The sequence below is a fragment of the Chitinophaga flava genome, from assembly GCF_003308995.1.
Classification (GTDB): domain Bacteria; phylum Bacteroidota; class Bacteroidia; order Chitinophagales; family Chitinophagaceae; genus Chitinophaga; species Chitinophaga flava.
Genome location: NZ_QFFJ01000001.1, coordinates 869039 through 889622 on the forward strand (window position 1 = coordinate 869039; position 20584 = coordinate 889622).

18 protein-coding genes are annotated in these 20584 nt (G+C 48.5%); 3 read left to right on the plus strand and 15 right to left on the minus strand.

What is annotated here, in order from left to right; genetic code table 11:
- Positions 1 to 15 precede the first annotated feature (15 nt).
- Positions 16 to 699 (minus strand): hypothetical protein, encoded by a 684-nt coding sequence (locus DF182_RS03225; protein WP_113614242.1) that lies wholly within the window; start codon positions 697 to 699, stop codon positions 16 to 18.
- Between the two features lie 8 nt (positions 700 to 707).
- Positions 708 to 1577, minus strand: coding sequence for an aldose 1-epimerase family protein (locus tag DF182_RS03230; protein WP_113614243.1), 870 nt, complete (start codon positions 1575 to 1577; stop codon positions 708 to 710).
- 91 nt (positions 1578 to 1668) lie between these two features.
- Between DF182_RS03230 and DF182_RS03235 the strand changes: the two genes are divergently transcribed.
- Entirely contained in the window at positions 1669 to 2385 is a 717-nt protein-coding gene (locus tag DF182_RS03235) for a 3-ketoacyl-ACP reductase (protein WP_113614244.1), read from the plus strand.
- 244 nt (positions 2386 to 2629) lie between these two features.
- On the opposite strand, the gene DF182_RS03240 is transcribed toward DF182_RS03235, so the two are convergent.
- Genes DF182_RS03240 through DF182_RS03250 form a run of 3 tightly spaced genes read right to left on the minus strand, consistent with a single transcriptional unit; the run spans position 2630 to position 4819 of the window.
- Positions 2630 to 3580, minus strand: a complete 951-nt coding sequence (locus tag DF182_RS03240; protein WP_147243329.1) for a hypothetical protein — start codon at positions 3578 to 3580, stop codon at positions 2630 to 2632.
- A 3-nt stretch (positions 3581 to 3583) separates the two neighbouring features.
- The gene (locus DF182_RS03245) at positions 3584 to 3940 is read right to left on the minus strand and encodes a hypothetical protein (protein ID WP_113614246.1); all 357 of its coding nucleotides are present in this window, start codon (positions 3938 to 3940) and stop codon (positions 3584 to 3586) included.
- A gap of 60 nt (positions 3941 to 4000) precedes the next feature.
- Positions 4001 to 4819: an alpha/beta hydrolase gene (locus DF182_RS03250; protein WP_161964035.1), complete on the minus strand. Its 819-nt coding sequence runs from the start codon at positions 4817 to 4819 to the stop codon at positions 4001 to 4003.
- A gap of 99 nt (positions 4820 to 4918) precedes the next feature.
- Here DF182_RS03250 and DF182_RS03255 point away from each other — a divergent pair, with 99 nt between their 5' ends.
- Positions 4919 to 5332 carry a hypothetical protein gene (locus DF182_RS03255; RefSeq protein ID WP_245957363.1) on the plus strand — a complete coding sequence of 138 codons (414 nt, stop codon included), beginning with the start codon at positions 4919 to 4921 and terminating at the stop codon, positions 5330 to 5332.
- A gap of 62 nt (positions 5333 to 5394) precedes the next feature.
- On the opposite strand, the gene DF182_RS03260 is transcribed toward DF182_RS03255, so the two are convergent.
- From DF182_RS03260 to DF182_RS03300, 9 genes are all read right to left on the minus strand, one after another.
- Positions 5395 to 6732, minus strand: a complete 1338-nt coding sequence (locus DF182_RS03260) for a TldD/PmbA family protein (protein WP_113614248.1) — start codon at positions 6730 to 6732, stop codon at positions 5395 to 5397.
- Between the two features lie 3 nt (positions 6733 to 6735).
- A complete protein-coding gene (locus DF182_RS03265) occupies positions 6736 to 8370 on the minus strand; it encodes a TldD/PmbA family protein (protein ID WP_113614249.1) in 1635 nt (544 codons plus the stop codon).
- Between the two features lie 258 nt (positions 8371 to 8628).
- The gene (locus DF182_RS03270) at positions 8629 to 9963 is read right to left on the minus strand and encodes a TldD/PmbA family protein (RefSeq protein ID WP_113614250.1); all 1335 of its coding nucleotides are present in this window, start codon (positions 9961 to 9963) and stop codon (positions 8629 to 8631) included.
- A 10-nt stretch (positions 9964 to 9973) separates the two neighbouring features.
- On the minus strand, positions 9974 to 11611 hold the full coding sequence (locus DF182_RS03275; RefSeq protein WP_211327038.1) for a TldD/PmbA family protein: 1638 nt from the start codon (positions 11609 to 11611) through the stop codon (positions 9974 to 9976).
- A 184-nt stretch (positions 11612 to 11795) separates the two neighbouring features.
- On the minus strand, positions 11796 to 13244 hold the full coding sequence (locus DF182_RS03280; RefSeq protein WP_113614251.1) for a hypothetical protein: 1449 nt from the start codon (positions 13242 to 13244) through the stop codon (positions 11796 to 11798).
- Entirely contained in the window at positions 13241 to 15382 is a 2142-nt protein-coding gene (locus DF182_RS03285) for a DUF4175 family protein (protein ID WP_113614252.1), read from the minus strand. The genes DF182_RS03280 and DF182_RS03285 overlap by 4 nt, the downstream gene beginning before the upstream one ends.
- A complete protein-coding gene (locus DF182_RS03290) occupies positions 15375 to 16703 on the minus strand; it encodes a BatA domain-containing protein (protein WP_262511070.1) in 1329 nt (442 codons plus the stop codon). The genes DF182_RS03285 and DF182_RS03290 overlap by 8 nt, the downstream gene beginning before the upstream one ends.
- Positions 16704 to 16705: 2 nt before the next feature.
- The gene (locus DF182_RS03295; protein ID WP_211327039.1) at positions 16706 to 17590 is read right to left on the minus strand and encodes a DUF58 domain-containing protein; all 885 of its coding nucleotides are present in this window, start codon (positions 17588 to 17590) and stop codon (positions 16706 to 16708) included.
- Between the two features lie 4 nt (positions 17591 to 17594).
- Positions 17595 to 18578: an AAA family ATPase gene (locus DF182_RS03300; protein ID WP_211327040.1), complete on the minus strand. Its 984-nt coding sequence runs from the start codon at positions 18576 to 18578 to the stop codon at positions 17595 to 17597.
- 151 nt (positions 18579 to 18729) lie between these two features.
- On the opposite strand from DF182_RS03300, the gene DF182_RS03305 reads away from it, so the two are divergent.
- Entirely contained in the window at positions 18730 to 19353 is a 624-nt protein-coding gene (locus DF182_RS03305) for a DUF4159 domain-containing protein (protein WP_113614255.1), read from the plus strand.
- Between the two features lie 65 nt (positions 19354 to 19418).
- Here the strand turns inward: DF182_RS03305 and DF182_RS03310 are convergent, their stop codons facing one another.
- On the minus strand, positions 19419 to 20462 hold the full coding sequence (locus DF182_RS03310) for a hypothetical protein (RefSeq protein WP_113614256.1): 1044 nt from the start codon (positions 20460 to 20462) through the stop codon (positions 19419 to 19421).
- Between the last annotated feature and the right edge of the window lie 122 nt (positions 20463 to 20584).

The following is a 20584-nucleotide window of genomic DNA, read 5'->3' on the forward strand; positions in this document are numbered from 1 at the left end:
TGCGGTATGCCCTCTTTACGTTTCTGAAAGGAACTTCGGTGTAAAACCACCCTGTGTACATCCCGGCACAGGAACGATATTATCTCCGCTCTGATCTACATTCGGCAGCTTCATGATATTGGGATACCATGATTTTTTAAATGCCGGATCTACTGCTGCCAGTTCTACCAACACATGATAGCCTCCTCTTGTTTCCATGACCGTCAGGCAGGAAGGATTGATGTATTCCCTGATTTGTTGCAGGATGGCCGGATCTTTGGCATCCACGTCAATATCGATATAGTATTTGTTGCTGCATGACTGCTGAATAGCGCTCATTACTTCCTGATGCGGATTTTTCACGCGTGCCTCCGCCTGGATGTTTTGGGCAAATGTCACCAGTGATGTATAGGTAGCTTTCCACAGGTCGCGGGGATTTATGCTGATATACAGTGCCAGTGCTTCCTGCGGGATGATGATACCGCCTTGTGTATAGGCGCCGGCAGCACATTCCAGCTGCCTTATTTTTTCCAGCATATTTTCTTTTTTGCTGGTGAAACGTTTCAGCTGTTGTTTATCGGCTTTAAGACCATGATCTCCTTCCAGGTATTTGGTGCGGGCCAGCAGGCATAGGTAATACTGCTCATGCTCATTACAAGCCGGCAGCCAGTCGATGAACGCTTTCAGGGCCTGTTCATCGGTGATGATTTTATAATTCATGGCATAGATTAAAAAAACGAGGCTGTCCAGGTACGTTCAAATTTTTCGCCTGGCACTAATTGGTTGATGCCTTCTTTTTCATTCAGTTCACCGGTGGCAGCCACATTATCGGCGATACCACACCAGGGTTCAATACATACGAAGTCCGCGTTTTTGGCGGCCCATATGCCCATATAAGGGAAGCCGTTAAATGATACCGTGAGACCATGTGGTGTTTTATGGCTGCGGATACTGATGGCATCGGAAGCCAGGGCTTTGAATACCAGGGCATCTTCCAGAAACAGTGACTTCTTTAAAGGCAGTTCCTGTGTTTGTTGTAATAACGGTACCGGTGTCAGCTCTATCTGCCCTTCCGGAGACAGCGGATAACGGCCGGTGGTTTCTGTTTTATTGAATTCCAGGTAATAATCTTCGTAGCCGGTGCCTTCCACCAGCGGGACCTTAAAAGCCGGATGCCCACCTACGGAAAAGAATAATTCCTTACTGTCTGTATTTTCTACCAGATAACTCACCTGCAGCCTCTCACCTTCCAGCACATAACGTACCCTGAAAACAAACCGGAACGGATATACGGACAACGTAGCGTCGCTGTCTTTCAGCAGAAAGGTAACCTGTGTACTGGTATGCTCTTCTACTGTAAAAACCTGCTCTCTGGCAAAACCATGTCTCCCCAGCGTATATTCGTGACCGTTATAGGTATAAGTATTTTTTTTCAGTCCGCCTACAATAGGGAACAGCACGGGGCTTTTTTTACCCCATACGGCAGGATCTCCGCTCCAGAGGTATTCCAGTCCTGAATCGTTACGGACAATATGTTGCAGTTCTGCACCAGCCTCAGCCAGTTGAATCGTCAGCAGTTCGTTGGAAATAGTTATCATACGTGTATCGCCTTAAAAAAACGAAGATAAACAAAAAATAACGCCTGTTACGGGCGATAGGGGTTATCTTTGCGTGCTAAAAGCAGTAAATATGGAATCATTACAAGGAAAAAAAGTGCTGATCACAGGCGGTGGTAAAGGAATAGGACGTGCTGTAGCCGTGGCCCTCGCACAAGAAGGGGCAGATATTGCTTTAATAGGTCGTAGTGAAGCGCCTTTGAAAGAAGTGGTAGAAGCTGTTAGCGGGCTGGGTGTTAAAGCCACCTATGCTATTGCTGATGTAGGCTCCATGGAAGCCGTAAACGCAGCCGTAGCCAGCCTTACCAAAGAGCTGGGCAGCATCGACATTCTGATCAACAACGCAGGTATAGCCGCCTTCGGCGGATTTATGGAACTCACTCCCGAACAATGGGAAGACATTATCCGTGTAAACCTGCTCGGCGTATACTATGTAACCCGTGCTATATTACCAGACATGATAGCCCGTCAAACCGGCGACATCATCAACATAGCTTCTACAGCCGGCCAGCGTGGCGCTCCGCTCACCAGTGCCTACAGCGCCTCCAAGTTTGGCCTGCTGGGCCTTACCGAATCGCTGATGCTTGAAGTAAGAAAACATAATATCCGCGTCAGCGCCCTCACCCCCAGCACAATCGCCACCGATATGGCTAAAGCACTTAACCTCACCGATGGTAATCCGGAGAAGGTATTGCAGCCTGAAGACCTGGCGGAGTTCATTGTAGCGCAGCTCAAAATGAACAGAAGAGTGTTGCTGAAATCAGCGGGGTTATGGTCCACCAACCCATAACTGTGATGAATGCTGATATCGCTGATTTCCCTGATAGGCGAATATATGAACTGTGATTATTATGATATCGCTGATGCTCCTGATGAGCGGAGATATAAGCGAAGAGATAGTGATTATTAATGTATCAGGTAATGATAAAAAAGCGAAGAAGCCATTGAATCTTATTTCAATGGCTTCTTCGCTTTTTTATTTTGGCTTATATCTTCGCTCATCAGGAGCATCAGCGGCATCAGTATCATCACCGTTATAGTTTGAGTCGTTCTCTTGACAAGGCAAACTTAACACCAAATACAGCGAGGATGTTATTCTGTTTATCGAAGTTTTTGCCGAAGGCAGCAACGGCGTAGAAGCTGTCGTTGATCATGAAGTTGGCGATAAAAGCCAGGCGGTCATAGTTGATGGCGTTCTTCAGATCGTGGCGGTTGACGTATTCGGCAGAGAGGTCGAAGCGGCCTTTCTGATAATTGACGGACATACCATAATCGAGCAGGTTGCTGTCGGCCGGTGTGTTGCTCCAGGTGTAACGGCCCAGGGCGACAAAGTCGAGCGGGAAGTTGCCAGGTGCCCAACGTATGTTGGTCCAGATACCGGAGCGGGATGTTGATAGGTTTTTGAACCTGTTATTAGGCGCATCGCCGGCCAGGGCACCTGCCAGTTCTACGATCACTAGACCCTGGTTACGCTGTACATCAAACATAGCCCGCAGTTCAGCATTTTTCCGGGCGATAGCTACGGTGTCGAGTTGATCAGGACTCACTGACAGCAGGTCTATTATTTCCTGTTTTTTCTTCAGCATGGCATCCCGGTTTTTGCGGTAAAAAAAGCGGAACACCTGTGTACGGAAGCCGGCAGACAGACTGGTGGAAGTGTCTGTTTTGAAGGTGGCTGCGGAAACATTAAACGTCTGCAGAATGGGGAAATGGTTATTGAGATAACGTTCGAAGGTCAGGCCGGGTTTGTTGGTAAGCCAGTATGGTGTGACCTCTACCGCGCCACCCTGCCACAGGTTCAGCAGGCTGATACCAAATGCTTTGGGGTTGACGGGTTTGTCGATGGCTGCCGGAGCCTTGTCTGCCAGGATCAATCCGGGCGCCGTAGGCATGGTCATATCCGATATCTTCAGGGAGTCTTTCAACTGGGCATAGCCGGGACTGGTTGCTGCCAGGAGCAACATCCATAGGAGTAACTTTTTCATGGTCTATTTAAAATTAAAGTCCAGCAAAAAGGACATGATGTCTCCGTCTGTTATTACTTCATCCTGGTATAGTTTCACGGAAGGAGTACATCCACTGAAGGAGTAAGTAACAACGATGCCATTGGTAAGGCTGTTGGTGTCCAGTACGTTAGTAATCACATGCAGGGCTCTACCCTTCAGTTCATCTGCCTTTCCGAGCTGGAGGTTACGGATTTCACCTTTTGCAATGGGGGTATTAACACCGTCAAGGCTTATAACGCTGGCGCCTATCTGGGCGTTTCCGATGCTGATGTTAAGAATGACATCCGATCCCGGGATAACGTCCAGATCGTCACTCTTCTTTTGGTATTTAATGGCCATAGGATGTATTGTTTTATGCGAATGTAGGCACTCACTACGCAAGGTATATAGTATACACTGTCAACGCACCGCACTGAGCCAGCCGGCAATAAAATTCAGCACTTCCTTGCGGTTAAATTCGTTGTGCAGCTCATGATAGTCGCCGGGCCATTCCCGGTAAGTCAGCATAGAAGCAGGGGCTTTGTCGGCAAAGAGGCGGGAGCCTTCCACCGCAGTGAAGGCGTCATCGGCACCGTGAATAAGCAGGGACCGGGTTTTCAGGGTATCGGCGTGTTCCAGGCACCACAGGCCATTCTGAATCATATCATTCGCCAGCCGTATACTTATTTTATCGTGGCGAAGTGGGTTATGACGGAACTTTTCCACTTCTTCTATATCATGGGAGATTTTGGTGATATCCAGGCCCTGGCTGAGGCGGATATGGGGCACCACGCGGTTCAGCATCTTCAGCAGGCCACGGAGCAAGGCACCCGGGCGTTTGGCCACAATCAGTGCCGGAGCGGAGATAACAGCAGCCAGGATATCCGGGGATCTTCTGAGCAGGAAACCGGTCAGCACTCCACCACCCATACTATGGCCATACATCACCACCGGTTTATGGTATAGTTCCTTTATATGCGCCAGGAAAGCGGCTTCATAGTCTAATATATAATCAAACCCGGGCGTAGCACCTCTTTTACCATCACTTTTACCATGCCCGTAATGATCAAGCCCTACCACCGCATATCCTTCCTGATTGAAGAACCGCGCTACCGGCGCATAACGGCTGATATCTTCCCCAATACCATGAATAATGATCATCACACGGCTGAACTCTTCCGGAATCCAGTTGATCCCGTGAAAACGAGTATGGCGGAATGACCAGTAAAATGCGTTCATGCCAGCGAATATAAACATTATTCCCACGCAAATTTTCCAGCCACTGTGAAGGTGTTTTTATATTTTTGCAAACTTATCAACTTTAATCTTTAGCACAGTATGATCAAAGAGGCCAAATCTGCGCCGGTGTACACTATTCCTTTAAGTTACCGGAAAATGGAAAACCTTCATATTGTTTTCTGGCTGTTGAAAGACATCAGCTGGTGCATGATCTGGAAACCACTGGGTATAGCCATGATCTTCCCTACCCTTATCATCTCACTGGTGATAGCCTGGCGTACCAGACAGTTTATGTCGGAGCTATGCCATAATGTGGCCATCTCCTTATGGATCTCTGCCAACTCTTACTGGATGATCAGCGAGTTTTTCCATTTTGATGCGCAGGTGATAGTAGGTCCCATCACCTTTAAACACCTGGCCCTGATTCCTTTTGTATCCGGCCTGCTCATACTGGCTTTCTATTATTTATACTATCTACCCAGAAATAAAGAATCTGAAGAGATCATCAACTAATAAAAAGAGGCCTGAGCAATGTTATCTGCTCAGGCCTTTTTTATTTTCGTTGAAGCGGATTTTTAGATCGCGTCTGACAAAGAAGTGAAGGTAAAGTCCCGCAGCTTCATCGGCGGCAATATAGCACTGGCACCACTTTCACCACTCACTGCCCTTTCAGGCTTACCCAGCGCTTCCACATTATTCAACATGATCACCGGGCTTTCATTGAAACGGAAGTTCTTCACCGGATGTTTGATCACGCCGTTTTCGATATAGAAAGTTCCGTCACGGGTAAGCCCGGTAAACAACAATGTTTGAGGGTCTACCGAGCGGATATACCAGAGGCGTGTTACGAGGATACCTTTCTCTGTGCTTTTGATCAGATCTTCCAGCGAATCAGTACCACCTTCCATGATAAAGGCATCCGGAGAAGGGACGGCCTTTACATTATCCTTCTGTGCCCAATAGCGGGAATAGTACATGTTTTTGACCACCCCTTTTTCGATCCAGGTGATTTTCTCCTGTGGTCTTCCATCAAAGTTGTAATAGGAAGTAGGCATATCAGGATGCCAGGGATCGGAATAGATAGTGACACTGTCATCCATGAGTTTGTCTCCCAGCTTGGTTTTGCCGCCAGCCTTGCTGAGGAAGCTTCTGCCTTCTTCCGCACTGCGGGCGTCCATACCAAAGATGAGGTTTTCCAGCAGCACGATGGAAGCGGCAGGTTCCAGAATCACCGTGTATTTGCCGGGTTCCAGTGCCTTGGCGCCTTTAGAACCGACGGCTTTCATGGCCGCTGCGCTGGATTCTTTTTTAATATCCAGTTTGGTGACGTCGTTATATGCTTTAGCCGCGTAGCCAGAGCCCGTACCGTCTTCTGTTCGGACAGTGATGCTGAGGTTGACGTCTGTAGAATTATAGTAAGCGAAAAGTCCTTTGGAATTCATCATTGCGGAGAAGCCGACATTGTTTTCCAGGTAACCTGCCGCCACGAGGTGGTTTTGTTTGGTAATAGAGAGGCTTTGTGCTACCGCTTCTGCGCGGTAGGCCGGGTCTATGGCAGCTGTTTCTTTATTGTAGGTAGCAGATGCAGTGGCATATTGCTGCGGGCCCAGAACAGACATATATTCCGGGTTCTCCGGCGCCAGGCGGGCCAGTTCTTCTGCTCTTTTTACGACCTTCTCCAGGGAAGCATCATCATATTCGTTGATGGTAGCTGTTCCCAGTTTTTTACCAAAAGCAGAGGATACCACCAGCATACTTTTGCTGCTGGCGCCACTGGTAGATACCGCGTTACGCGCATAACGCACGTTACTGGATTCGCCACCAAAGAGGAGTACCTCACATTCATCTGCTTTTGAGTGGGCAAGCACTTTTTTCAATAATGCCTGCGCTGCTTCTTTACTGAGTATCGGCATATATTAAATTTTTCTAGCTGTATTAATAACATTTACTCCGTTAAAACGTGCAGTGGCAGAGCCGTGGGAAACGGCGCTCACCTGCGATGGCTGGCCTTTTCCGTCGAAGAAGGAACCTCCGAGGCGGTAATCTCTTTTGTCTGCGATAGCAGCACAGGAGTTCCAGAATTCCTGTGTATTGCTTTGGTATGCCACATCTTTCAGCATACCTACGATCTCGCCATTTTTGATTTCGTAAAAGAGTTGTCCGCCGAACTGGAAATTGTAGCGTTGCTGATCGATAGAGAAAGAGCCATTGCCTGCGATGAAGATGCCTTTCTCTACTTTTTTAATCATTTCTGCAGGCGTCAGGGAAGCAGCGCCTGGCTGCAATGATACATTGGCCATACGCTGAAATTGCACATCAGACCAGCGTTGAGCATAGCAGCAGCCCTGAGACTGATTCAATCCGATGATATGCGCCTGATCGCGGATAGCCTGGTAGTTGACCAGCACGCCGTCTTTAATCAAGTCCCATTTCTGCGTACCTACACCTTCATCATCATAGCCTACAGCACCGAGAGAACCAGGTTGTGTTTTATCTGCTACGATGTTTACCAGCGGACTGCCGAACTGGAATTTTTTGGACTCCCATTTGTCGAGGGTCAGGAAGCTGGTACCGGCAAAGTTGGCTTCATAGCCCAGCACGCGGTCCAGTTCTGTGGGGTGTCCTACCGATTCGTGAATGGTCAGCCAAAGATGGGAAGGATCGAGGATCAGATCATATTTGCCTGGCTCTACTGATTTTGCTTTCAGCTTCTCCCCTACCTGCTGAGCGCCCTGTCGGGCATCTTCTACCATATCATAACGGTCACGGTACAACGTTGTCACTCCTTTAATCTTATCCGACTCACGGGGGATCATATATTCATATCCCATACCACGCGGTGCGCTGAGTGCATCACGTGTTTCAAACTTGCCGGTGGTCTTGTCGATTTTGGTGATCGTGAAAGAAGGCCAGATACGGTGTACATCCTGATCAATGTACGACCCGTCGGAACTGGCGAAATATTTCTGTTCATTCACCAGGAACATTCTGGATTCTACATAATCGGCACTGCCTTTCAAAGCGACATCGTTGACAGAAAGCAGCAGATCTACCTTCTCCTTTACCGGCACTTCGAAAGCATTTTTTTCGATGGGGGTTTTCCAGCTTACTTCACCATATCCTTTTTGAGGTGCGAGCTGTACAGGGGTGGTGAGCAGACGGGCGTTTTCTTTGGCGATAGCCACTGCAGTGGCGGCTGTTCTGGCGATGCTGTCCTTATCCATCTGATCGGTGGAAGCAAAACCCCAGCAGCCGTTGGCAAGCACACGGATGCCGATACCATAAGATTCAGTGTTAACAATATTTTCAACCTTGTCTTCACGGGTCATGAGAAACTGGTTGAGATAGCGGCCAATACGCACATCCGTATAGGATGCACCTTTACTACGGGCTGCATTAAGGGCCACATCGGCGAGTTCCTTTTTTCTGGCAGGGTCGATTGTATACCAGGGAGTGTCTAAAGGAACAGCTTTTCCGATAATGGGTATCTGGGACAGCAAACCTGCACCCAGCCCAAGGCCTGTGTAATGGAGGAAGTCTCTTCTTTTCATTATAGCAGGATTAAAGGTTGATCATTAATTTTTCATTTCTAAAGTTGATGGCATTAAGTTCTGGTAATAACATGGTAAATCTTTTATAATCAGGTAAAAGGGTTGCTGCACGGGGACTTTGGGCTGATCGTTCATCTTCAGGGACAACTGTACATTGGGCTAAAAAAGATGGATGCTCTGTTGGCTGCAATTATTATTTAAATATAACAAGTTACAGCGAACAAAACATCCATCCATTCAATTATAATAATATTCCTTCTAAATAGCGTCTGACAGGGAGGTAAAAGTAAAGTCCCTGATCTTCATCGGCGGAATCAGATAACTCCTGTAGGATTCAATACTGATGCTTCTTTCCGTTTTACCCAACGCCTCCACATTGTTGAGCATGATGACCGGACTTTCGTTGAAGCGGAAATTTTTAACAGGATATTTGATTTCACCGTTTTCGATGTAAAAAGTTCCGTCGCGGGTAAGACCGGTCAGCAGCAGTGTTTGGGCATCCACCAATCTGATATACCACAAACGGGAAATGAGAATCCCTTTCTCTGTGCTTTTGATCAGGTCTTCCAGTGAGGCGGTGCCACCTTCCATGATAATATTGGAGGGCTGCGGCACAGGCTGCACACCTTTGTTTTTAGCCCAATACTGGGAATAGGTCAGGTTTTTCACGACTCCTTTGTCTACCCAGGTTGTTTTTTCGAGAGGGAAACCATCGCGGCTCCAGGTATTGGCAGGCAAATCGGGATGGAATGGATCGGAGTAGAGTGTTACTTTTTCGTCCATGAGCTGTTCACCGATGCGGTTACCACCACCGGGTTTGCTCATGAAACTACGGCCTTCATCTGCATTACGGGCGTCGAGGCCACGGAACATGTTTTCGAGCATGTAAGTAGCAGCTACCGGTTCCAGTATCACGGTATACTTGCCTGGCTCTATCGCTCTGGCGCCGGCTGATTTGCTCGCTTTGGCGGCAGCGATTTTTGTAGCGGCAAGTGTGTCCAGTTTGCTGATATCGTTGTACCCCCGCGCAGCAAAGCCGGAACCAGTTCCGGCATTGTTGCGGGTAGTAATGGTAAACACTACATTGGTATCTCTATCATAAGCAAACAGACCTTTGGAATTCATGATAGCGCTGAAGCTGGTGGTGTTTTCGATGAAGCCTGCGGCTTCAAGGCTTGCTTCTTTAGCTACCTGTATACTTTGGGCTACGGCCTCTGCACGGGTATCGGGCGTCATGGCGGCTGTAGTTTCCACATATGTTTTGGCGTCCTTAAAATCGGCAGGGCCACGGAGCGGCATGTACTCCGGGTTTTCCGGGGCCAGACGGGCCAGCTCTTCGGCGCGTTTCACGACTCTTTCCAATGCAGCATCATCAAACTCGTTGATGGTGGCGGTACCGGAGCGTTTGCCAAAGGAAGAGGTGACAGAGAGTGTGACATTATCGATATCTCCGGCTGTAGATACGGCATTGCGCGCATAGCGGATGTTGCCGCCTTCTTCTCCGCGGAGGGCCACTTCGCATTCATCTGCTTTGGAGTATGCGAGCACTTTCTGCAGTAATGCTTTTGCTTCTTCTTTTTTTAATATAGCCATGTGCGTTAGATCAGATTTTTCTTGCTGTGTTAATAACGTTTACACCATTGAAGCGGGTAGTGGAACTGCCATGCGATACCGCGTTGGACTGTCCGGGCTGGCCCTTACCATCGTTGAAGGCGCCACCGAGGCGGTAGTCGCTCTTGTCTGCGATAGCGGTACAGCTGTTCCAGAACTCCTGTGTATTAGCCTGGTAGGCTACATCTTTCAGCATGCCTACAATCTGTCCATTCTTTATTTCGTAGAATGTTTGTCCGCCGAACTGGAAGTTATAACGTTGCTGATCAATAGAGAAAGAGCCATCACCAATGATGTAGATACCTTTCTCTACATTTTTGATCATATCATTTACGCTCAGCTTTTCTTTTCCTGGTTGCAGGGATACGTTGGGCATACGCTGGAACTGCACATCGGACCAGCTTTGCGCGTAGCAGCAACCCTGTGAGTGATCGAGGCCGATGATATGGGCCTGGTCACGGATAGCCTGGTAATTGACCAGCACACCGTCTTTGATCAGGTCCCACTGGCCACATTTTACGCCTTCATCATCATATCCTACGGCACCGAGAGAACCGGGCTGCAGTTTGTCGGCCACTACATTCACCAGTTTGCTGCCAAACTGGAAGTTGCGTGATTTCCATTTGTCGAGTGTGAGGAAGCTGGTGCCGGCATAGTTGGCTTCGTAGCCCAGTACGCGGTCCAGTTCTGTAGGGTGTGCTACTGATTCGTGAATGGTAAGCCAGAGATGGGAAGGATCGAGTACCAGGTCATATTTGCCGGGTTCTACTGATTTGGCTTTCAGTTTCTGATCTACGTCTGCGGTAGCGTTTTTCACGTCTTCCAGCATATCGTAGCGGTCTTTATAACGGGTCACCACACCGCCTACCTTATTATCTGCCGTAGGCGTGAGATATTCATATCCCATCCCTACAGGAGAGCTGAGTGATTTGCGGGTTTCAAATTTACCGCTGGCGCGGTCTATTTTAGTAACGGTGAAAGTCGGGAAAAGACGATGTATGTCCTGATCTATATAAGACCCGTCGGTGGAAGCAAAAAACTTTTGTTCGTTGATAGCCAGGATAGCGGAGTTGACAAAACTGGCACCTCCTTTCATGGCGATGTTGTTGACGCCCAACAGCAGGTCTACCTTATCTTTTACCGGTACGGTAAAGGCATTTTGCTGGATAGGTGTTTTCCAGGCCACTTCCCCATAACCCTTCTGCGGCGCCAGTCTTACGGGGTCTGCATTCACCCTGGAATTGGCTTTAGCTACGGCCACCGCTCTTTCTGCTGCTTTGGCGATCGCTTCTTTAGTGACTACGTTGGTGGCAGCAAAGCCCCAGCAGCCATTGGCGATGACACGAATGCCCACACCAAATGATTCCGCATTGGCAATGTTCTGCACTTTAGCCTCGCGGGTGACTACAAACTGGTTGAGATAGCGGCCAATACGCACATCGGCATAGGTAGCACCTTTACCACGGGCGGCATTTAAAGCCACATCTGCCAGTTGTTTCTTCAATTTTACATCGATGCCATCATTGAGAAACTGAGATGGATCAACGGATTTGCCGAAAGCAGAAAAGTTCGGCAGGACGAGCGCACCCAGTCCCATCGCGGAAAGCTGGATAAAGTCTTTACGTTTCAATAGAAAAGTCCTCCGGTTTAGTTTGGTTTAGATTTTAGTTGAAGACAGGTATCTGTAATTTCATTCACAAACAACAAAACAAGCTGACATAACACTTGTGATGTATCATCTCATGAGCATAAAACCTTGTAACCCTATCAGAAGCCTAAACTAATTTTTTTTCCTTATTATTTTTCGCCGCTCGTCACATTTTCTTTTCCCACCATAAGAAAGTAAGTGATAACAATAATGGAATGATAAACCACCAGGGAGACACGCGTTCCCGGATTGTTTGCGGCTGAGGGGACAAGCCCGCCGGACGGGATGCTACCGCAGTACTCTTTTTCCAATCATCCGGCTGAAAGATATAATTCCACTGTACACCGGCAGCGGTAGTAAATGACTGCCATCCTGCCTTTTCCGGCCACCAGGTACCATTCCAGCGGTATGGCAACCATGGATGCTGCGCCAGATACAAAGTCACCTTACCGGCTTTCAGAAAAGGTGCCATCGTGGTTTCCAGTTGTATTTCCAGTGGCTGGTGCTGATGAGCGATTTCCGGAAGAAAAGAGATTTTTTCTGCCGATGTTTTTTTCCGGGCGGCTGGATGGAGGATCGCAGACCAATACTGCTGATAGACAGTCTCCTGTTCTTGCAGCAGCCAGCTGAAAGTATTACTGATATGGGTTCTCACCAGTTTACCTGCACCAGCCAGGGCGACTGTTACGTAGGCACGATGCAGGCTGTCCTGTACGAGTGGTAACACCGTACTGCCAGAAGGCAAGGTAGCGGCAGGATCTACAGGCAACGCAGGCAGTCGCCGGCCAGCCGACAACCAGAGAGATACCGGCTTTTGAGATATCCCTGTACTGTCGGCTTTCAGCACCAAACCAATGCCCGCATTTTCCAGCCAGTTACGAATTGTTTTATTGATGGCTGCCGGATCGGCTACTACAAGGTCAAAGTTATCCAGCAACGCAGGGGTGAGCTGCTCCAGCGGTAGCTGCGGGATATTAGCGAAACGGGTGATGTATTTATTACCGGCAACAAGTGTACGCACCGCCACTGCATTTCCCCGCTGCACCAGCCAGTCAGCCAGAAAACGATTTTCAAAATCAGGGGATGAAGCCAGGAACAGCACCGATAACGGTGTTTGTTTTCTGACTTCCAGTGGCAATGGTTGTTGTTCCAGTATATCCGTGCCAGTGATAGCAGTGATCCGGTATACGGCTCTGCCCTGATGCAAGGGTATTGCTTTCAGGGAGAAAGTTTGTTGTTGCCTGGTGGGTATCACTACCGAATCGAGAACGGTATCAAACCCGGCCAGTCGTAATGTTACAGGCTGGGCAGTTGCATTGTTATAGACGCCCTGTACCGGCCATTCCTGGCCTGCTGGCAGGGTACGCGGCCAGTGGCAGGTGACTATACCCGTGAGCACAGGCTGTTTGATCGCCGTATCCGCCGGTGCTGAAGTATTGATTTTTTTGGTGTGATACAAGGGTAGCCCGATTAACACAACACCTGCTACTGTAATAACGGTAGCGGTTATACGTAACCACAGCCATCGTTTGTTTTCCCGGCGCAGCTCTTGTATCAGCAGTACAATCAGGATCGCCAGCCCGGCCAAAAGGACGATATAACTCCAGCTTGTCATGGGATGGCACCGGTTTTAAGGTTTTTAAAATAACGCTGTGGCAGCGAGGTTTCTACCGGGGCGACTGCGGGCTGCGGCTGTTGTGCCGGAGCGCTTAATATTTTCTGCAATCCACGCTGGGCGGTCAGTATATCCCGGGGTGTTCCCTGATGCTGTCCGATGCGTCGCAGGGCTTCCAGCGCCGGCAGGTATACAGCCGGTGTCACAGCTGCCCGTGTGGTCAGCAGTTTGAGAGCTTCCTGCAATACATCCGGAGCGGCGCTACTGTCTCCTGCCCTTTTAGCATCCAGTATGGAAAGGGCTGCACGCACGGCTTCCAGCTCATCCTTGTAGGTGCTGGTTTCTTTTTTCACCATAGGATGAATTTTGTCCTGTTCTCCCGTCAGCCTTTTCTCTGGCTTCAGCGGCGTGGTTTTAACGCCTGTTTTAGCTACATAGGCGCGGGACTGCTGCTGCAGGTCCTTCAGAAGCCTTAAAGCCTTGTAGGCGAACGGTAAGGCCTCCTGAGGCTTATATAAACGTAATTGCAGCTCCGACTTCCACATTTCGGTCAGCGTGGCTTTTAGTTGTTGTTTGATAACCGGATCAAAGAAGGTTGCATCTTCCGCATTATCATGCTTATCTGTAAACTCATTGAGTACTTTCTCTGCATTGCCAAAATCCTTGGGATCTTCATTCTTATGTTCGTCTCCGTGATGATCATGTCCATGGTCATGATCATCATGACCTTCTTCTGCGGCTGCTCTGGGATCACCGATATTGGATTCGGATTCTTCACCGAGAAACTTACCATAACGGAGTCGCAGCAGTTTCTGGTCGGTGCCCAGCTCGTTGCTACGGCTGTTGAACCGGGCAGGCCCCAGGCTGTCTTTTTCCCGGAGCAGCTGTTCTGCATCGAGGATGATCTGACGCTGGCTACGGAAATACTCCGGTTTAAAAGTCACACCGGTGACCAGTCCTTCCATACTGAACAGCTGCGCTGTATCCGGCAGTGTGATGATATATACGTCTGAGCGGGTTTCCTGGTGGCGGGTATCGGTGACGCGTATATGAAAATACAGTTCATCCCCGGGCTTCATTCCCATGGCGCCCAGGTTAAGGACTTTATTCACCTGGTAGGCAGGTGACTGTGCACTGAAGCTGTTATCAAAAGATATTTCCTGATCGTGGAAGCGCACGGCCTCACCGCTGCCGCTGGCGATGGTGAGGGCTATCCGGGCATCCCGGATGCCATAATCATCAGACAACGCAGCCTGTACGTTTACTTTGGTGGATTGTCCGAATTCGATGGTAGTAAAGGGTTGGGGGCTGGCAATACGGATCACCGGCAACTGGTCGGGTAACAGCTGCAGCTGGTATAGTTCAGACTGCTGGTCATTCAGCTGCACCTGATAGAAGCCGGATTTTTTCACGGTACGGGAAACTGTCCAGGTGATGCTATCCTTCCCTGGCTTCATTTCCAGCCGGGTGCTGTCATTGAATAATAAAGAGAGATGTTGTACCGGTTGACTGGTTTGTATCTCCCAGTGTATGTCTGTACTATCCGGAGCCGTGATATTAAAGCTCTGCTGGACACGGGAAGGCAGATGCGTATACGCCGGTGGCTGAATGCTGATACGGACATGACTAATACCCGGTAGTATTTTCTCTTTGGCCGCAGCCTGGGTTGTTGCAAGGCTGTTTCCTGCCAGCGGATAAGCCATATGAGTACTCAACCAGTACCAACCCCATGTAAAAAACAACATAAAACCTGCAACAGCTGCAGCACGGTATACCGGCTTGTAAAAACGGGCAGGCAAACACAATGTGCTGAGCACCGGGCTTATTTTCTCTACCTGTAGTGTTTCCAGCAGGTTTCGTTCTTCAGCTGGTTTCAGAACAAGGGAAGTGCTGTCTTCCAGCTCCGGGAATGTCTGGCTCAGATAAGTGGCAACTTCCTCCAGCGGAAGACGCCAGGGCTGATACCACCAGAGCAGTGCCGCCAGGCAGACGAAAGCCGCCGTGACAGCTGGTATCCAACCCAACAGCGCCAACGGGGCTGCCAATGCCAGTGCCAACAACAAGTAACGCAACAGCTGACTACGTATCCATGCGGAACGTATCGTTGTCAATTTCGTATGCCCGTTGCTGTTATACACTCTTTTTGTTTGACTTAAATGAAAAATAACGTTCCATACAAAAGATGAGGAACAATAATATCCAGTTTATATTTTCCAGTGATGTTTCCTGCTGAGGGATAGACGCAACTTTAGCAGCTGGTTGTATAGAAGGCTGTTGCAGTTGTTGCGGGTCTATCATCCGGCGATCGTGCTTTTTGTCAGGAACAGCCGGGAACATCAGATCCAGCAGGCGTTGCGGGAATTCGCTGCTCCACACCAATTCACTCCAGGATGGGTCCAGATGAATGTATAAAGTCTGTTGTGTTAATAGTGGAGCCCCATAGCTGTCTTTCCATAAAACGGCAGCGGTATCTTTTACAGGAAGCCGTTTGTACAATGGGATAGCGCTGCCGGCTATCCATGCCGTCAGCGGCTGCGCAGTACCGCTGGCATAACGGATGATGCGGGCAGCGCGGGCATTGGCAGGCAGGGAACTGTCGGACAACCACCAGAGCCAGTCCTGTTTTGCAGGAAGGGCATCCCGCTGCCGGATGGTCTGTATCTTTATTTTACGACGGGTATATTGTTGTACCGCCTGTAGCGCAGCTTCCAGATAACGGGCATCTGCCAGATATTTGTCCGTATAGATGGTACAGTATAATGCAGTCGTATCTCCCTGCTGAAGGGTATCCTGTATTTGCCAGGTAGTGCCGGCTGGCGTGCTATGGCCTTTCAGGATACGAAGGCTGTCATTATTAGTCAAATACGTATATCCGTTCCAGTTATCAACAGAATCTGCAGGCGTAGCGGCATACCAATGCAACGCGAGTGCCACATCGGGTTTGATGCCTTCAAAACGAGCCAGCCGGTTGCTTGTAAAGAGATATACCGGCAGATCGGCAGGTATTTTTTGCGGCAGCATTTGCAACAATTGCCAGTACGACAGTGCAGACGTATCCGGTGGTAGTGCAGAAGGATGCTGTAATAAAGTAAACGAAGTATCCGCTGTGTGCAGCTGAAAGCCTGCTCCCATCAAAGAATCGATACGTTGACTAAAAGCAGGGTATACAGCTTTCTCCGTTATCACCCATCCCTTGGTATTGCGGGCTGTGATAGGCTTGCGCCATACAGGACAGGCCAGCAACAATGCCAGCAACAGGATCAGCAGACAACGCAGCAGCAACAGCCACCATTCTGATAGTCGCCAGCTGCGTGCATGGCGTACCGATGAAGCGGCCAGCAACTGTACACTGCTTATCTTCAGTACCCTACCCGGACGACGATGCCATAAATGAATCAGCACCGGAACGGCGATTCCGGCGGTCAGTATCATCCATATGGGTTGTAGCAGGTGTAGCAAAACTATCTTCTCATTTTATTACGCTGGTTCAGAAAATCGCGCAGGACAGCGTCCATCGGCTCCTGCAATATATGTTGGCGGTAATAGATCCGTTTCTGTAATAACTGTTTACGCAGGGAGGCTGTATATGTTTCCAGGTTCACAGGATAGTCTGTATCGGCAATGCCGGTAAGTTCAATCTGTTGGCCTGTTTCCAGGTCTTCCACTGCATCATATCCTTTAAAGTTGCCGGTCAGTTCTTTTTTACCTAACAGGTGAAACACCAATATCTCATGTCCCAGCGCAGCCAGTGTTTGTAACAGGTTAGTGATTTCTCCGGATTGCTCATAATAATCGGTGATAAAAATGAGCAGTTGCCGGTTATGTGGGCCGGCAAAGAGATCCCGGTAATGAACCGGCTGGGTGAAGGTTCCGCCGGGTTGTATTTTTTCCAGCTGATAATATAGTCTTGCCATATGCTGTGCTTCCCTGCGGGCAGCCATGCTAAAGAGCTGGTTGTGATGCAATACCGCGAGGCCAGCTGCATCTCCCTGCAGATGGGCCAGATAGCCGAGGGAAGCAGCGAGATAACGGGCATAATCTATTTTAGAGATACCATCTTCGGTATGCAGCATGGAGTTGCTGGCGTCTATCAGCAAGCCCACATCTATGCTGGTTTCCATTTCTGATTCCCGGATATAATATCTGTCGGACCGGGCATACATTTTCCAGTCGAGCCAGCGGAGATCATCTCCGGGCTGATAGCTGCGATACTGGCTGAATTCGAGCCCGGCTCCCTTTACCCTGCTGGTATGCATACCCGCCATAAACCCGTCCACAGCCGTTTTAGCAGCCAGGTGCAGGTCTTTGATGGCCAGTAATATCTTTGGATCAAGCAGGTTACTCATAATATCACGATAAGCGGGTGGCGGTACGTTCCACCTGTTGCAACAATTTCTCCGTCACCTTATCCGGATGGACACCTTCCGCTTCTGCCCTGAAATTCATCAGGATACGATGTCTCAGCACCGGATAAGCCATGGCTGCAATATCTTCCATTGTAACGGCGTAACGGCCCTGTAGTAAGGCATGGGCCTTGGCCGTAAGGATCAATGCCTGTCCTGCTCTGGGACCAGCGCCCCAACGCACCCATTCCTTTACATAATCAATAGTAGAAGTATCCGGTCGGGTACTGCGTACCAGGCGGCTTACAAAGGTCACCAGATCAGCATCGATACTCACTTCGCGGACCAGTTGCTGCAGCTGCTGAATATCATTGGCATCAAGCACAGGCTGCACCTGCACTTTGCGTGTGCCGGTGGTACCAGCCAGGATAGCAGTCTCCTCCTGTTCAGACGGGTAGCCTATTTTCACGTATAACAGAAAACGGTCCAGCTGCGCTTCCGGCAGCGGATAAGTACCGGATTGTTCTATCGGGTTCTGGGTAGCCAGGATAAAGAAGGGCCTGTCCAGCGCGTAGGTTTGTCCGGCATAGGTCACTTCAAATTCCTGCATGGCTTCCAGCAGGGCAGATTGTGTTTTCGGTGGGGTCCGATTGATCTCATCAGCCAGGATGATGTTGGCAAACAGCGGGCCTTTGTTGAACTTAAAAAATCTTTTGCCGGTCACATGATCTTCTTCCAGCACTTCTGTACCAATAATATCTGTTGGCATCAGATCGGGTGTAAACTGTATACGGCGGAAAGACAGGTGCAGTGCCTGCGAAAGCGTTCGTACCATCAGTGTTTTGGCAAGTCCGGGCACCCCTTCCAGGAGACAGTGACCTCCGGCCAGCATGGCTACCAGTACCTCATCCAGCACCGCTTCCTGGCCCACAATGACTTTTCTGATTTCCTGTTTTAACAGCGGCAACTTTTCCAGCAATTGTATACCCATTTGATATTGTTCTGATTTTGGCATTGGGTTATTATGTTGGCGGCAGGTTTGATGTCCCACAAAATAGCCAAATAATATTTTAGTAAATAACGAAATAAAAATATGAAATTGAAGAAAATTTAGACTGGCGGCAACAACCAATGATAAACGTATGCAAGGGAACACATTTACATTTGTGAGGCTAAGATACCGGTCGGGCGACTGGGACACAGACCAGCGGATGCCCTCCAACCTGCTCAATTCACTAATTGAGTACACCACTATTCCTGTAGCCATGCAGGAGAAAGTCGTAGACCTCAGCAGTGCAGAGATCTTCCAGTATCCTTTCTGTTATTTAAGTGGTCACAAACTGGTGCAGTTTGATACTACCGAAGCGGCACATTTCAAACAATATGTCAGCAAGGGCGGATTTGTTTTTGTGGATGATTGCAACCACGACATTGACGGTCTTTTTGCCCGTTCGTTTGAAACGCAGATGACACAACTGTTTGGAGCACATGCATTAAAAAAGATTCCATCTTCTCATGCCATCTACAATAGTTTTTTCAAATTCGAAAAAGGCCCGCCCAATACCTCCTTTGAGCTCAACGGCTGGGGCGATGATCTTATACACGACTATCTCAAGGCCATAGAAATAAATGGTCGTATAGGCGTTTTGTATAGTAACAAGGACTATGGCTGCGAATGGGATTATGACTTCCGCAACAAACGTTTTCTGGCGGAAGATAATACCAAGTTTGGAGTGAATATAATTGTATATGCCCTCGCCCTGTAACTGTGATGGGTATGATGATTAATGATAATTCTGATGATAATTCTGATGATTATTGCGGATGATGATTATTGCGGATGATGATTATTGCGGACGGGCTGAGGGAGAGAAAATTGATTTTTGTTTTTAGGAGATAAATACAGGACGGCCGCTTCTCTATCTCCCTGTGGTATGGTCGTTGGACCAAAGAAGAATACAGCTGTCACAAACAGCGGATCATGACGCCGTTCCCGCTGTAACATCAAGAATCCACTATCATCTTCGAGGCTGACAATTGAACTATATAACGGTTTAGTATAAACGAAATCTGTTTTCAATATATATTTTTCCATAAAACCGGAGGACAGTTCTACAGCCAGCATTTGAGTCATCAGAGAATCTTTGGCTTCCTTATTTTTACCCGGCTGCTGTACGTCCTCCTGATGAGCCATTCGGTGATAATGATCATCCAGTCTGCTTTTGACAACCGCATAATATGCACAGAATGAAATGATAACGGTAACGGCTATACCCAATCCGGCTCCAAAAGCAGTGCGGCCAGCTCTTTCCTGCCAGATGGTATTTTTCAGCACGCGCCAATTGTACCAGGTCAGAAACAATGGTGAGAAAACAGCCCAGGCGATCCCGAATATAATTCCTGCGAACACACAGATGGGATAAAGTGGTCCCAGATATAGCGTTAAGTAAACCGGCAGCAGTATTGTCAATCCTAATATAAAAGCCTGTATTTCCCTGGCCCATTGCGGCGATTCCCTGAAATAAGACAAGGCCAGCGTGTTCACTCCTATCAGGAACAAGGAGATAGCATACCAGGGTGACGGTGTAGCAAAAGCCCCGGCGTATTTGTCCACAATAAGAGATATGATCATCCACATTACCAGCACAACGGCCACCATTTTGCGACGATAAGGATTGCTGCTTCTCAGGTTCCCGGAAAATAAGACTGTCAGCATCCAGATACCACCCAGAAAATAAAGAAGCACCTCTGTACAAAATAGCTCTCCCCTCAAGCTTAACTGCTGTTCAATTATTAAGACAATACTATAAGCAAACAATACTAATACACCAAAGCGATAAAGCCTGGATGAGCCATCCAGAAATCCCAGTTTCATACTTTAAATTTTTACAGCACTAAATTATAGAAAGTACTTTGTATTTCAAAGTATATTATTTTTTTGACGTTTTTATGCTGATGCCGTCGTTGAATATAAATGACTGTGCTACTATCTGCTCC

Excerpts from the sequence above, each read along its gene's own strand:
- DF182_RS03225 (WP_113614242.1), bottom strand. The coding sequence starts at position 699 with ATGAATTATAAAATCATCACCGATGAACAGGCCCTGAAAGCGTTCATC.
- DF182_RS03230 (WP_113614243.1), bottom strand. The coding sequence starts at position 1,577 with ATGATAACTATTTCCAACGAACTGCTGACGATTCAACTGGCTGAGGCT.
- DF182_RS03235 (WP_113614244.1), top strand. The coding sequence starts at position 1,669 with ATGGAATCATTACAAGGAAAAAAAGTGCTGATCACAGGCGGTGGTAAA.
- DF182_RS03240 (WP_147243329.1), bottom strand. The coding sequence starts at position 3,580 with ATGAAAAAGTTACTCCTATGGATGTTGCTCCTGGCAGCAACCAGTCCC.
- DF182_RS03245 (WP_113614246.1), bottom strand. The coding sequence starts at position 3,940 with ATGGCCATTAAATACCAAAAGAAGAGTGACGATCTGGACGTTATCCCG.
- DF182_RS03250 (WP_161964035.1), bottom strand. The coding sequence starts at position 4,819 with ATGAACGCATTTTACTGGTCATTCCGCCATACTCGTTTTCACGGGATC.
- DF182_RS03255 (WP_245957363.1), top strand. The coding sequence starts at position 4,919 with ATGATCAAAGAGGCCAAATCTGCGCCGGTGTACACTATTCCTTTAAGT.
- DF182_RS03260 (WP_113614248.1), bottom strand. The coding sequence starts at position 6,732 with ATGCCGATACTCAGTAAAGAAGCAGCGCAGGCATTATTGAAAAAAGTG.
- DF182_RS03265 (WP_113614249.1), bottom strand. The coding sequence starts at position 8,370 with ATGAAAAGAAGAGACTTCCTCCATTACACAGGCCTTGGGCTGGGTGCA.
- DF182_RS03270 (WP_113614250.1), bottom strand. The coding sequence starts at position 9,963 with ATGGCTATATTAAAAAAAGAAGAAGCAAAAGCATTACTGCAGAAAGTG.
- DF182_RS03280 (WP_113614251.1), bottom strand. The coding sequence starts at position 13,244 with ATGACAAGCTGGAGTTATATCGTCCTTTTGGCCGGGCTGGCGATCCTG.
- DF182_RS03295 (WP_211327039.1), bottom strand. The coding sequence starts at position 17,590 with ATGAGTAACCTGCTTGATCCAAAGATATTACTGGCCATCAAAGACCTG.
- DF182_RS03300 (WP_211327040.1), bottom strand. The coding sequence starts at position 18,578 with ATGGGTATACAATTGCTGGAAAAGTTGCCGCTGTTAAAACAGGAAATC.
- DF182_RS03305 (WP_113614255.1), top strand. The coding sequence starts at position 18,730 with ATGCAAGGGAACACATTTACATTTGTGAGGCTAAGATACCGGTCGGGC.
- DF182_RS03310 (WP_113614256.1), bottom strand. The coding sequence starts at position 20,462 with ATGAAACTGGGATTTCTGGATGGCTCATCCAGGCTTTATCGCTTTGGT.